General features: G+C 60.0%; 14 protein-coding genes. 6 read left to right on the top strand and 8 right to left on the bottom strand.

What is annotated here, in order from left to right:
• Nucleotides 1-44 precede the first annotated feature (44 nt).
• The gene (locus tag ALP40_RS24265) at nucleotides 45-1,079 is read left to right on the top strand and encodes a type IV pilus twitching motility protein PilT (protein WP_122210672.1); all 1,035 of its coding nucleotides are present in this window, start codon (nucleotides 45-47) and stop codon (nucleotides 1,077-1,079) included.
• Between the two features lie 67 nt (nucleotides 1,080-1,146).
• Here ALP40_RS24265 and ALP40_RS24260 read toward each other — a convergent pair whose 3' ends face one another.
• Nucleotides 1,147-1,830: a C40 family peptidase gene (locus ALP40_RS24260; RefSeq protein WP_122210671.1), complete on the bottom strand. Its 684-nt coding sequence runs from the start codon at nucleotides 1,828-1,830 to the stop codon at nucleotides 1,147-1,149.
• A 250-nt stretch (nucleotides 1,831-2,080) separates the two neighbouring features.
• Here ALP40_RS24260 and ALP40_RS24255 point away from each other — a divergent pair, with 250 nt between their 5' ends.
• On the top strand, nucleotides 2,081-2,485 hold the full coding sequence (locus ALP40_RS24255; RefSeq protein WP_122210670.1) for a TM2 domain-containing protein: 405 nt from the start codon (nucleotides 2,081-2,083) through the stop codon (nucleotides 2,483-2,485).
• 81 nt (nucleotides 2,486-2,566) lie between these two features.
• On the opposite strand, the gene ALP40_RS24250 is transcribed toward ALP40_RS24255, so the two are convergent.
• The 7 genes from ALP40_RS24250 to gshB all read right to left on the bottom strand — a co-directional run bounded on the left by ALP40_RS24250 (nucleotide 2,567) and on the right by gshB (nucleotide 8,794).
• Nucleotides 2,567-3,838 carry a dihydroorotase gene (locus ALP40_RS24250; RefSeq protein WP_122210669.1) on the bottom strand — a complete coding sequence of 424 codons (1,272 nt, stop codon included), beginning with the start codon at nucleotides 3,836-3,838 and terminating at the stop codon, nucleotides 2,567-2,569.
• Entirely contained in the window at nucleotides 3,835-4,839 is a 1,005-nt protein-coding gene (locus tag ALP40_RS24245; protein ID WP_122210668.1) for an aspartate carbamoyltransferase catalytic subunit, read from the bottom strand. The genes ALP40_RS24250 and ALP40_RS24245 overlap by 4 nt, the downstream gene beginning before the upstream one ends.
• Nucleotides 4,840-4,851: 12 nt before the next feature.
• Nucleotides 4,852-5,364, bottom strand: coding sequence for a bifunctional pyr operon transcriptional regulator/uracil phosphoribosyltransferase PyrR (pyrR, locus tag ALP40_RS24240; RefSeq protein WP_122210667.1), 513 nt, complete (start codon nucleotides 5,362-5,364; stop codon nucleotides 4,852-4,854).
• A 97-nt stretch (nucleotides 5,365-5,461) separates the two neighbouring features.
• Entirely contained in the window at nucleotides 5,462-5,902 is a 441-nt protein-coding gene (ruvX, locus tag ALP40_RS24235; RefSeq protein ID WP_122210666.1) for a Holliday junction resolvase RuvX, read from the bottom strand.
• A complete protein-coding gene (locus ALP40_RS24230; protein WP_122210665.1) occupies nucleotides 5,902-6,471 on the bottom strand; it encodes a YqgE/AlgH family protein in 570 nt (189 codons plus the stop codon). The genes ruvX and ALP40_RS24230 overlap by 1 nt, the downstream gene beginning before the upstream one ends.
• A gap of 76 nt (nucleotides 6,472-6,547) precedes the next feature.
• The gene (locus tag ALP40_RS24225; RefSeq protein ID WP_122210664.1) at nucleotides 6,548-7,450 is read right to left on the bottom strand and encodes an energy transducer TonB; all 903 of its coding nucleotides are present in this window, start codon (nucleotides 7,448-7,450) and stop codon (nucleotides 6,548-6,550) included.
• Nucleotides 7,451-7,834: 384 nt separating this feature from the next.
• Nucleotides 7,835-8,794 carry a glutathione synthase gene (gene gshB / locus ALP40_RS24220; protein WP_122210663.1) on the bottom strand — a complete coding sequence of 320 codons (960 nt, stop codon included), beginning with the start codon at nucleotides 8,792-8,794 and terminating at the stop codon, nucleotides 7,835-7,837.
• A gap of 244 nt (nucleotides 8,795-9,038) precedes the next feature.
• Here gshB and pilG point away from each other — a divergent pair, with 244 nt between their 5' ends.
• The 4 genes from pilG (at nucleotide 9,039) to ALP40_RS24200 (ending at nucleotide 12,538) form a co-directional block, all read left to right on the top strand.
• The gene (pilG, locus tag ALP40_RS24215) at nucleotides 9,039-9,449 is read left to right on the top strand and encodes a twitching motility response regulator PilG (RefSeq protein WP_122210662.1); all 411 of its coding nucleotides are present in this window, start codon (nucleotides 9,039-9,041) and stop codon (nucleotides 9,447-9,449) included.
• Nucleotides 9,450-9,496: 47 nt separating this feature from the next.
• On the top strand, nucleotides 9,497-9,862 hold the full coding sequence (gene pilH / locus ALP40_RS24210) for a twitching motility response regulator PilH (protein ID WP_004884368.1): 366 nt from the start codon (nucleotides 9,497-9,499) through the stop codon (nucleotides 9,860-9,862).
• Nucleotides 9,863-9,877: 15 nt separating this feature from the next.
• Nucleotides 9,878-10,417, top strand: coding sequence for a chemotaxis protein CheW (locus tag ALP40_RS24205; RefSeq protein WP_122210661.1), 540 nt, complete (start codon nucleotides 9,878-9,880; stop codon nucleotides 10,415-10,417).
• A 78-nt stretch (nucleotides 10,418-10,495) separates the two neighbouring features.
• Nucleotides 10,496-12,538 (top strand): methyl-accepting chemotaxis protein, encoded by a 2,043-nt coding sequence (locus ALP40_RS24200; protein ID WP_122210660.1) that lies wholly within the window; start codon nucleotides 10,496-10,498, stop codon nucleotides 12,536-12,538.
• The last annotated feature ends 25 nt before the right edge of the window (nucleotides 12,539-12,563 follow it).

Raw genomic sequence — 12,563 nt, 5'->3', positions numbered from 1 at the left:
AGCAGGGCTAAAGTCTGCGGCATTCTATGTGATTGAGGAGCTGTATGGATATTACCGAGCTGCTGGCCTTCAGTGCCAAACAGGGCGCGTCGGACTTGCACCTCTCTGCGGGCCTGCCTCCGATGATCCGTGTCGACGGCGACGTGCGGCGAATCAACCTGCCCCCGCTTGACGCCAAAGAAGTCAAAGCGCTGATCTACGACATCATGAATGACAAGCAGCGGCAGGACTTCGAGGAGGATCTGGAGACTGACTTTTCATTTGAGGTGCCGGGTGTGGCGCGGTTTCGTGTCAACGCGTTCAACCAGAATCGCGGCGCCGGTGCCGTGTTCCGAACCATCCCGTCCCGAATTCTGAGCATGGAAGATCTGGGCATGGGCAGTGTGTTTCGCAAGATTACAGACGTGCCCCGCGGCCTGATTCTGGTCACAGGTCCCACTGGCTCGGGCAAATCGACCACGCTGGCGGCGATGATCGACTACCTCAACTGCAACAAGCACCACCACATCCTGACCATTGAAGACCCTATCGAATTCGTTCACGAGTCCAAGAAGTGCCTGGTCAACCAACGTGAAGTGCATCGCGACACACTGGGCTTCTCGGAAGCCTTGCGCTCGGCCCTGCGTGAAGACCCGGATGTGATCCTGGTGGGCGAGCTGCGCGACCTTGAAACGATTCGTCTGGCGCTGACAGCCGCTGAAACCGGTCACCTTGTATTTGGCACCCTGCACACCACGTCGGCCGCCAAGACCATCGACCGGGTGGTGGATGTATTCCCGGCCCAAGAAAAATCCATGATCCGCTCGATGCTGTCCGAGTCATTGCATGCGGTGGTTTCGCAGTCATTGCTCAAGAAAGTAGGCGGCGGGCGCGTTGCGGCCCACGAGATCATGATGGGCACGCCGGCAATCCGGAACCTGATTCGTGAAGACAAGGTGGCGCAGATGTATTCCGCGATCCAGACCGGAGGCTCGGTGGGCATGCAGACGCTGGACATGTGTCTGGCTGATCTGGTCAAGAAAGGGCTGATTACACGCGAGAGCGCTCGTGAACGGGCCAAGGTGCCCGACAACTTCTAATGATGACGCGAGGGTAGGGGTGACGAAGGCCTGCGCTCAGGCAGGCCTTTGGGAGGATCAGCGCAGATCAGCGTTGCACGACCCGCATCTGGTTCGTCTGCTTGGGCAGTACGCGCTTGGCGATCTTGTAGTGGCTGTTCCAGTACGGCTTGTTCAGCGTGTCGACGGTAACGGCTTTGCCTCGACGCGGTGCATGAACGAATTTGCCTTCGCCCAGATAGATTGCCACGTGGTTCACGTTGCGGCTCTTGATGTTAAAGAACAGCAGGTCGCCCGGTTTCAGGTCTTTACGATCAACCGTCTGGCCGTGGCCTTGAGCCATCGCGTTCGAGGTGCGAGGCAGATCGACTTCACGCACGTCGCTGTAGGCGTACTTCACCAGCCCACTGCAATCCAGGCCTTTGCCCGGTGTTGTACCGCCCCAGCGGTAGGGTGTGCCAACCGTCTGCAGCGCACGTTTCACAACGGCGTTGCCCTGTTTGGCATTGCCTGCAGCCAGCGTCTTGGCGCTTGCAGCCTTGGCGGAATTCTTTCGCGAAACCGGCGTCTGAACGGCGCGGGCGTTTCGCGTTGCTTGAGGGATGGCGGTGGCTTCCTGAGGCGCATTGCGCGTAGCGATCACGGGCGTAAGGTGATTTTTTGCGGTGTAACCCGAGAAGCTCGCAGGAAGCTGTTGCTCACGATTGGTGGCGTGGGCGGCCAGTGGCATAAATAGGCAAATGGTTAGCCATGTCTTGAAAAAAGGACGCATTCGGCAGGGCTCATAGTGGTCAGCGCGCAACTTTATAACAGCTTTTTTGAAAATCCTGACCCCATTTGTCGAGTGAGTCACAGTGGCATCATTGCAAAATGAGCGACAGACTCTTTCCTTTTTCACAGTAATTCCTTTGGCGACAAGGGTTTGACGGTGTAGAAGAGGGTCGGATGCCATACGTCGGAAGACGACATCGAAGTCACAAAAATGTTATCTATTTTTTTCTATCGGCTCAACGAGGATACAAATGAACGCCTATCGGTCCGACACGCACAGCAAGGTCATGGGGTATCTGTTGTGGATTCTGGGGTTTTTGGGCGCGCACCGTTTCTACTACGGCAAGCCCGTGACCGGGACCCTCTGGTTCTTCACATTCGGTCTGTTTGGCATCGGTTGGCTGATCGACCTGTTTTTGATCCCGTCAATGGATCGCGAGGCTGACCTGCGCTTCACACCCGGCTCCACCGACTACAGCCTGGCGTGGATTCTGCTCACCTTCCTCGGCTTCTTCGGCGTGCATCGCATGTACATGGGCAAATGGATCACCGGGATCATCTACCTGTTCACAGGCGGATTGTTCCTGATCGGCATCCTGTATGACTTCTGGACACTGAATAATCAGATCTCGGTGGAGAATGCACGACGCGGTTGATAACTGGAGGCCATGCCGCCCGTGACGCTCTGCGTCACTTAGCGGCTGTACGCGAATCGTGGCCATGATGCAGTAGGCACTTCAACAGCTAAAACTGATCCGCCCATCCACCAGCGTATAACGCACCGAACTCGGCAGGCAGTGGCCGATGAAGGGGCAGTTTTCGCCTTTGGACAGCCAGGTTTCGCCCGCCAGGGTTGAAGCCGCTGGATCGAACAGGACGATGTCAGCAGGCGCTCCGGCGCTCAGTTTGCCGGCAGGCAGGCGCAGGGCAGTTGCGGGGCCGCTGCTCAGGCGGGCGATGAGGGTGGGCAAGTCCAGCAGGCCATCTTCTACCAGTGTCATCGCCAACGGCAGCAACAGCTCGACGCTGCTGATGCCCGGTTCGGTTGCACCGAATGGCGCGAGCTTGGCATCACGCTCGTGGGGCTGGTGGTGGCTGGAGATGGCTTGAATCACCCCGGATTTGACCGCTTCACGCAGCCCGTCACGGTCTGCGCGGGTGCGCAGCGGCGGCTGGACGTGGTACAGGCTGGAGAAATCGATCAGCGCCTCGTCCGTCAGGATCAATTGATACAGCGCCACGTCCGCCGTCACCGGCAGTCCACGGGCTTGCGCCTGAGCGATCAGGGCAGCGCCGCGCGCACTGGTCAACTGGCTGAAGTGCGCACGCACGCCACTTTGCTCGACCAGCAGCAAGTCGCGGGCAAGGGCAACGGTTTCAGCGGTTTCCGGGATGCCGGCCAGCCCGAGGAAACTGGCCGTCGGGCCTTCATGGGCCAGACCGCCTTCAGCCAGGTCGCGATCCTGCGAATTGAAAATCACCGTCAGGTCGAAGGTGGCTGCGTATTCCAGCGCCCGGCACAGCGTGCGCGTGTTGTTGAAGCTACTCAGCCCGTTGCCAAACGCAACGCAGCCTGCATCGCGCAGGGCGATCAGCTCAGCCAGTTGTTCGCCGTCCAGGCCCTTGCTCAGCGCGCCTATCGGAAACACTTTGCTGAAGCCGGCTTCGCGGGCACGGTCCAGGATCAGTTCGGCGACTGCCGAGGTGTCCAGTACCGGTTTGGTGCGCGGTGGGCAGCATAGGCTGGTCACGCCGCCTGCGGTGGCTGCACGGGTTTCGCTGGCGATGCTGCCTTTGCGGCTGTAACCCGGCTCGCAGAGGGAAACGTTAAGGTCGACCAGGCCGGGCGCGGCCACAAGGCCGGTGGCGTCGATGGTCTGTGTCGCTTCGAACCCGACCGGGGCCGCGCCGATTGCCAGAATCTTGCAGGCATCAATGTGCAGGTCGGTTAGGGTGTCCAGGCCGGTGGCCGGGTCGATGACGCGAGCGCCGAGAATACTGAGCTTCACAGGGCGTTCTCCTGCTCGAACTGTCGTTGTGCGGTTTGTCCGCTCATGGCCATCGATAGCACCGCCATACGCACCGCGATGCCGTAGGTCACTTGATTGAGAATCACCGAATGAGCGCCGTCGGCCACTGCCGACTCGATTTCTACGCCTCGGTTGATCGGTCCGGGGTGCATGACGATGGCGTCGGGTTTCGCGACGGCAAGACGCGCAGTGGTGAGGCCGAACAGGCGATAGAACTCGCCTTCGCTGGGCAGCAGGCCGCCGGTCATGCGTTCACGTTGCAGGCGCAGCATGATGACCACGTCCACGTCCTTCAATCCCTCGTTCAGGTCGGTGTAGACCTTGACGCCGTATTGCTCGATACCGACCGGCAACAGGGTTTTCGGTCCGATCACGCGGATGTCCGGGCAGCCCAGTGCCTTGAGCGCCAACATGTTGGAGCGCGCCACGCGGGAGTGAAGGATGTCGCCGACGATGGCGACCGACAGGTTCTCGAAACCGCCCTTGTGACGACGGATCGTCAGCATGTCGAGCATGCCCTGCGTCGGGTGGGCGTGACGGCCGTCGCCGCCGTTAATGATCGCCACCTCCGGGCACACATGCTCGGCAATGAAGTGCGCGGCACCTGAATCAGCGTGGCGAACGACGAACATGTCGGCGGCCATCGCCTCAAGGTTGCGCAGGGTGTCGAACAGCGTCTCGCCTTTGCTGGTGGACGAGGTGGAGACGTTCAGCGTGATCACGTCGGCCGACAAACGCTGGGCCGCCAGTTCGAATGTGGTCCGTGTGCGGGTCGAGTTCTCGAAGAACACATTGCACACCGTCTTGCCACGTAACAACGGGACTTTCTTCACCGCCCGGGTGCCGACTTCGAGAAACGAGTCGGCGGTGTCGAGAATTTCGGTGAGCAGCTCGCGAGGCAAGCCGTCCAGAGACAGGAAATGGCGCAGCTGGCCCTGATGGTTGAGCTGCAGCGGGCGCTTGGCGTCGAGAGGCGTCATCGCAAAGGACTCTTAAAGGGCGGTTGAGAGGTCTTGAAGTTCGAGTGCAAGAGGCTCGGGGCCGGACAGCTTGATGCGTTCCTGCGGTGCCAGAGACAACGTCGCGCCGACCACATTGGGGCGGATCGGCAGTTCGCCAGCCTCCAGATCCAGCAGGCAGACCAGGGTGACACTGGCCGGGCGACCATAGTCGAACAGCTCGTTGAGTGCTGCGCGAATGGTGCGCCCGCTCATCAATACGTCATCGATCAGCACCAGGTGCTGGCCTTCGATCTCGAACGGCAGCTCGGACGGGCGCACTTGTGGGTGCAGGCCGTTCTGGCTGAAGTCGTCGCGGTAGAAGGAAACGTCCAGCGTGCCGAGCGGGGAAGGGTTATCCAGCGCTTTGAGCAGCGCCTGCGCGACCCACACGCCGCCGGTGCGGATGCCGATGAAACGAGGGTCGCTGATGCCGCGCTTGCTCAGGTGAGCGTTCAGGTCAGTGGCCATCTGACGAATCAGTTCGGCGGGGTTGGGCAGGCTCATGGTTGCTCCTTGGGGCTCGGGCAGCGGCCGTCAGTGCGGCGTCGCTCAAGCGTAAACGTGGAATCCGGGTATCTCGAAGCGGTGCGGACGCAAACAGTCACGCGTTCAACAGCTCGGGGTTCGCATCGAGCCAGCCTTGCAGCAAGAGCGCCGCGGCAATGGCATCGACCGGGTTGTCGCGGTAGCTGCCTTTCTGGCCGCCGCGGGCCATGCGCTCGCCCTTGGCTTCGAACGTGGTCAGTCGCTCGTCGTGGGTATAGACCGCCACACCGAAGCGGCCATTGAGCTTGCGCGAGAACTTTTCCGCCAGGTCGCTCATGTTGCTGCGCGTGCCGTCCATGTTCAGCGGCAGACCAACCACGATGGCGTCGGGTTGCCATTCCTTGATCAGTGCCTGGACCTTGTCCCAATCCGGGATGCCGTTCTGCGCTTTCAGCGTACACAGTTCACGGGCCTGGCCGGTGATGGCCTGGCCGACCGCAACGCCGATCTGTTTGGTGCCGAAATCAAAGCCCAGCAGCAGGCGCAATGCAGCCATCAGGCGTGCCCCGCTTGGGTAGAAAGAAGACTGAGGTTGATGCCCAGCCGTGCGGCTGCAGCATCAAGGCGTTGCTCGCTGTCTACCTCGAACAGAATGGTCGGGTCGAACGAGCAGGTCAGCCAGGCATTGGCGGCCATTTCGGCATCCAGTTGGCCTGCGTCCCAGCCAGCATAGCCCAGGGTGATCACATTTTGATCAGGCCCGTAGCCGTCGGCGATGGAAAACAGCACATCCTGAGACGTGGACAGCGAGATGCCCCCCAGATCGACCGTTGCCTGGAACACCTGACCGCTTGGGTGCAGGACGAAGCCGCGATCGGTTTGCACGGGGCCACCGGAATGAATGGGAATGTGCTGGCAACGAGCCGGTGCAGGAAGCTCCGGTCGCAGTTGTTCGAGCACATCGGCCAGGGTCAGGCTTTGCGGGCGGTTGATCACCAGCCCCATTGCGCCATTGGCGTTGTGCTCGACGATGTAGGTCAAGGTCTGCGAGAAGTTCTCGTCGTGCATGTGCGGCATGGCGATCAAGAACTGATGCTTGAGGTAACTCGGAGAGACTTTTTTCATGAGCCCTAGTGTGGCGTTGAGCCGCGTGCCTGACAACTATCAGTTATAGGTGTAACAGCAGGTTCTGCCGAAAGAATCAGTTGCTTGAAAGCTTGTCCCCACGGGCGAATTTCCACGTACGAATGATCTCAAGCCTGTCGATGTCTGCCAGATCGCCGGTGAACGGCGCAAATGGTGCTGCCAGACGCACGATTCGCTGTGCTGCCTGATCCAGCAGAGGTTGCCCGGAAGATTCAAGCACCAGCACTTCGTAGAGCGAGCCATCGCGGTTGATCGAGACCAGCAACCGCAGGTTTCCATAAATCTGTTTGCGGCGGGCCTCTTCCGGGTAGTTCAGGTTGCCGACCCGTTCCACCTTCTTGCGCCAGTCGTCCTTGTACCAGGCGCCCTTGTCGCGCATGGTCGAGGCGGCGTTCAAGCGATGGATCTTCGGACGTTTGGCGTACAACTGCTGCTCGGCGGACAGCTCGGCTTCGAGGCTGGCAATTTCGTTGGTCAACTCAGCGCTGTCGAACGAGGGCGCGGCCTTTGCGGTCGGCTCCGGTTTGACTTCCTCGCGTTTGGCGACGGTTTTCTGAGGGCTCGGTGCGGTCGTGGCCACGGCGGTTTTCGGTGCTTCCTGCTTGACCACCGGTTTGCTGGCTGGCGGCGGAGTCACCTTATTGACCTTGGTGTCCTGATATGGCGCGATTTCAGTGGTCTTGAGCGTCTCGGCCTTGTCCAGTGTTCCGCTGCCCTGCTGGTTGTCCTGGGCAAGGAAATCAGCCTGCCTGGGCTTCTCTTCGCTCTTGAAGGTGGCGAGGGTGATTTCCAGCGTTTGGGAAATCTGCTCAGGCTTCACATAGGTAAAGCCCACGCCAAGGATAATCGCCAGATGGATCAGCGCAGCGATCATCATGGTGAAACCCAGCCGGTCGGCCGGACGCACGCCTACGTTTGCGAGTTCCAGCGCAAGGTCGTTTCTGGCCATCGATGTCATGGGCGGTTCAGCATCTCGTCAGCCTGCATGTCAAAGTCCGTGTCGTGTTACAGGTGGCGCATGATAACGCAATGTCGCGTGGAGCTCTGGTCTGGATCGGACGAAGGGACGTTCAGTGCCCGCTAGGCCCGGCAGCCCTCGATTTGGTAGGCCCCGCCACATCTGCGACGAAGCGCTGTCGCTGAGCAAACACGGGGCGTCGTGGGAGCGGACTTGTCCGCGAATGCAGTGTTTCAGCCATCGCATATGCGTCGGATGTACCGGCCTTTTCGCGGACAAGCGGAACGCCGCCCGGTCCGCTCCCACCAAGTTTACCGTGCGACAGCGCTACGTTGACGTAGTGGCGTTCCGCAGTCCTGAGTCATTTCAACGTAAACCCGACAATCAGGCAGCGCGCGCCTGCAGCTTCTTCTCAATAGCGTCCATCAACAGGCCGCCAATGTCGGTGCCGAACGCGTTGTCGATTTCGCGGATGCAGGTCGGGCTGGTGACGTTGATTTCGGTCAGGTGCTCGCCGATGACGTCCAGGCCCACAAACAGCAGACCTTTTTCACGCAGGGTCGGGCCGATCTGTTCAGCGATCCAGCGGTCCTTGTCACTCAGTGGGCGCGCTTCACCGCGACCGCCAGCCGCCAGGTTGCCCCGGGTTTCACCTGCGGCCGGAATACGCGCCAGGCAGTATGGAACGGGCTCGCCGTCGACCATCAGAATGCGCTTGTCGCCATCCTTGATCGCAGGCAGATACCCCTGCGCCATGATCTGCTGGGTGCCGTGAGCGGTGAGGGTTTCCAGAATCACCGACAGGTTGGGATCGCCCGCACGGTGGCGGAAGATCGACGCACCGCCCATGCCGTCCAGCGGCTTGAGGATCACGTCGCCATGCTGCTCGGCGAACTCACGGATGATATCGGCGCGGCGGCTGACCAGTGTCGGCGGTGTGCATTGCGGGAACAGCGTAGCGAACAGCTTTTCGTTGCAGTCACGCAGGCTTTGCGGCTTGTTGACCACCAGCACGCCCGCACGCTCGGCCTGCTCCAGCAGGTAGGTGGCGTAGACGAATTCCATGTCGAACGGGGGATCCTTGCGCATCAGGATCACGTCCAGATCGTCCAGGCCTGCGTCGACCTCGGCCTGAAACTCGAACCATTTGCCCGGATCGGCGAACACCTTGAGCGGCTTCATCCGCGCACGCGCCTGACCTGCATTCTGGTACAGGTCTTTCTGCTCCATATAGAACAGCTCCCAACCGCGCGCCTGTGCAGCCAGCAGCATGGCCAGTGAGCTATCCTTTTTATAGGAGATGCGCTCAATGGGGTCCATGACAATCCCTAGGCGAACGCTCATGGGCAATATCCTCTGATCGATAAGGGCCGATTCGGCCGTGAAATAGGCGTCAGGGTGGCGCTCCACGTGCTCCCGGTCAAGGGGCAGGCACGTGGCCGCGCACTTTATGGATTGAGCCGGGAGAGTGTGCTAAAAAGGCTCGGCATCCGGCCCACGGTCCTTGCGGATCAGTGAAGCCATACCATCAGGCTCCCAGTGCTTTGCAGAACGCGCAAATATTCGCTGCGGCGATGGAAGAGCAGATATGGAACAGCACCCCACAGCCTTGAAAGTCATGGTCATCGACGACTCGAAGACCATTCGCCGAACCGCCGAAACGCTGCTGAGAAACGTCGGTTGTGAAGTCATTACGGCCATTGACGGTTTCGATGCGCTGGCCAAGATTGCCGATAACCACCCACGCATCATATTCGTCGATATCATGATGCCGCGTCTGGATGGTTATCAGACCTGCGCCCTGATCAAGAACAACCGTGCGTTCAAGTCCACGCCTGTCATCATGCTGTCCTCCAAGGACGGGCTGTTCGACAAGGCCAAGGGACGGATCGTCGGGTCTGATCAGTTTTTGACCAAGCCTTTCAACAAGGAAGAACTGCTCAGCGCGATCAAGGCTCATGTGCCGAGCTTCGTTGCAGTAGAACAACACATACCGTGACGCCCGCGCCCACTGACCGCGTGCTCGCAACCTGACGGGGAACACCCATGGCTCGAATATTGATCGTCGATGACTCGCCGACTGAAATGTACAAACTCACCGGCATGCTGGAAAAGCACGGCCATGAAGTGTTGAAGGCTGAAAACGGCGCAGACGGCGTGGCCCTGGCTCGTCAGGAAAAGCCCGACGCGGTGCTGATGGACATCGTGATGCCGGGCCTCAACGGCTTTCAGGCAACCCGCCAACTGACCAAGGACGCTGACACCGCCATGATCCCGGTGATCATGATCACCACCAAGGATCAGGAAACCGACAAGGTCTGGGGCAAACGTCAGGGCGCGCGTGATTACCTGACCAAGCCGGTCGATGAAGACACCCTGATGAAAACCCTGAACGCGGTGCTGGCCGGCTGATTGCCGGAATTCGTCATGGCCGAGCCACGTACAGCCTTTGAAATGCTTCTGGATATCGATCGGCGTTGCCGGTCGCTGGCGGCAGGTCTGCCGTTGCAAGAAGCCCATCAGCAGGACTGGGTCGGTATTGGTTTCAGAATGGGCGAGCAGCGTTTTGTGGCGCCCATTGGCGAGATTGCCGAAATCCTGCATGAGCCACGGCATGCTGCCCTGCATGGGGTAAAGCCCTGGGTCGTGGGCATTGCCAATCTGCGCGGTCGCTTGTTGCCGCTCACCGACCTGTGTGGATTCTTCGGCCAGGACTTGTCACCTGTGCGCAAGCAGCGTCGTGTACTGGTGGTTGAACATCAGGATGCCTTCGCCGGTCTGCTGGTGGATGAAGTCTTCGGCATGCAGCATTTCAGTCAGTTGAGCCTGATTCCCGAAGCACAGGGCACGCCGGATCCACGCCTCGTGCCGTTTCTGCGCGGGCAGTTCATCCGTGAGCAGGCCTGGCTGGTGTTCAGCCCGTGGGCGCTGGTGCAATCTGAAGAGTTCGTGGATGTCGCGTTCTAGCTGTTCGCGGTGACCCGGTATTGGTGGGTCTGTTTTGTGTCACGAATCGACGTTGGTCCAGGCGGGGGCCTGATTTAAATGAGTAAGACAGGCAGGTCACTGGAAGGCGCACGCAGCCGTACACAGATTGTTGTGCTGTTCTTCGCGCTCATCGTTTTCATCATGTTGCTGTTCGCCAACTTCGCCTACCTCAATACTCAGTCGAATTACGACAAGCAGTACATTGGGCACGCCGGAGAGCTGCGCGTGCTCTCCCAGCGTATCGCGAAAAACGCCACCGAGGCGGCTTCGGGCAAGGCCCAGGCCTTCAAGCTGCTGGCTGATGCACGTAACGACTTCGATTTGCGCTGGGGTTACCTGAGAAAGGGCGACCCTACGACCAGCCTGCCAGCCGCGCCGTCGTCGATACGCGACGAGCTGCGCAATGTGCAGAACGATTGGGAAGCGCTGCGCAAAAACACCGATGTGATCCTGGCCAGCGAGCAGACTGTATTGTCCCTGCATCAAGTGGCCGCGACCCTTGCCGAGACCATTCCACAGTTGCAGGCCGAGTACGAAAAGGTCGTCGAAATCCTTCTGCAAAGCAAAGCACCCGCCACTCAGGTCGTGGTTGCCCAGCGTCAGGCGCTGCTGGCCGAGCGTATTCTGGGGTCGGTCAACACAGTGCTGGCCGGTGACGAAACGGCCGTGCAAGCCGCTGACGCCTTTGGCCGCGACGCCAGCCAGTTCGGGCGTGTGCTAAACGGCATGCTGGAAGGTAACGCGACCCTGCGCATCGCTCAGGTCGAAGACCGCGACGCGCGTGCGCGTCTGGCCGAGATTTCCGAGCTGTTCGAATTTGTGTCGGGCTCGGTGGACGAAATTCTCGAAACCTCGCCCGAGCTGTACCGGGTGCGTGAAGCCTCCGGCAATATTTTCAACACCTCGCAGACCCTGCTGGACGAGACGTCAGTGCTGGCCAACAGCCTGGAAAACCTCGCCAACCGGCGCACGGTCAACACCGTGGGCGGTTACGTGTTGGGCCTATTGGCGTTGATGTCGATCATCCTGATCGCGCTGGTGATGGTCCGCGAAACCAACCGTCAGTTGCGGGAAACCGCTCAGAAGAGCGAGCGTAATCAGAACGCGATCATGCGTCTGCTCGACGAGATCGAAAACCTGGCCGATGGCGACCTGACTGTCACGGCGTCAGTCACCGAGGACTTTACGGGCGCGATTGCCGACTCCATCAATTACTCCATCGACCAGCTGCGCGAGCTGGTGGTCACCATCAACCTCACGGCCGAGCAGGTCGCCACTGCCGTCGCCGAAACCCAGGCCACCGCCATGCAGTTGTCGGCGGCCTCCCGGCATCAGGCATTACAGATCAGCGCAGCATCAACGGCCATCAACGACATGGCCGCGTCCATCGATCAGGTATCGGCCAATGCCTCGGAATCTTCTTCGGTGGCAGAACGTTCGGTGACCATCGCCAACAAGGGCAACGAGGTGGTACACAACACCATTCGAGGCATGGACAACATTCGCGAGCAGATTCAGGACACGTCCAAACGTATCAAGAGGCTGGGCGAGTCTTCTCAGGAAATTGGCGATATTGTCAGCCTGATCGATGACATTGCCGATCAGACCAACATCCTGGCCCTCAATGCGGCGATCCAGGCGTCTATGGCAGGTGATGCAGGACGCGGCTTCGCAGTGGTAGCCGACGAAGTGCAGCGCCTGGCCGAGCGCTCGTCGTCGGCCACCAAGCAGATTGAAACGCTGGTCAGGGCCATTCAGAACGACACCAACGAGGCGGTCATCTCTATGGAGCAGACCACCAGCGAAGTGGTACGCGGCGCACGGCTGGCGCAGGATGCCGGGGTGGCGCTCGAGGAAATCGAAGGGGTGTCCAGGGTGCTGGCCGAACTGATCGAAAGTATCACCGATGCCGCCCGGCAACAGGCCGAATCGGCCGGACAGATTTCCCAGACCATGAGCGTCATTCAGCAGACCACCTCGCAAACCACCTCAGGCACTTCGGCAACTGCCGAGAGTATTGGCAATCTGGCCAAGATGGCCAGCGAGATGCGTCGCTCCGTATCGGGTTTCGCCTTGCCGCCATCGAAAAAAATCGGATGATGTTCACTCAATGAACGATCTGGAT

Source organism: Pseudomonas viridiflava, assembly GCF_003702045.1.
Classification (GTDB): Bacteria; Pseudomonadota; Gammaproteobacteria; order Pseudomonadales; family Pseudomonadaceae; genus Aquipseudomonas; species Aquipseudomonas viridiflava_C.
Note: the sequence above shows the minus strand (reverse complement) of the source record. Positions and strands in the feature narration are given on the sequence as shown.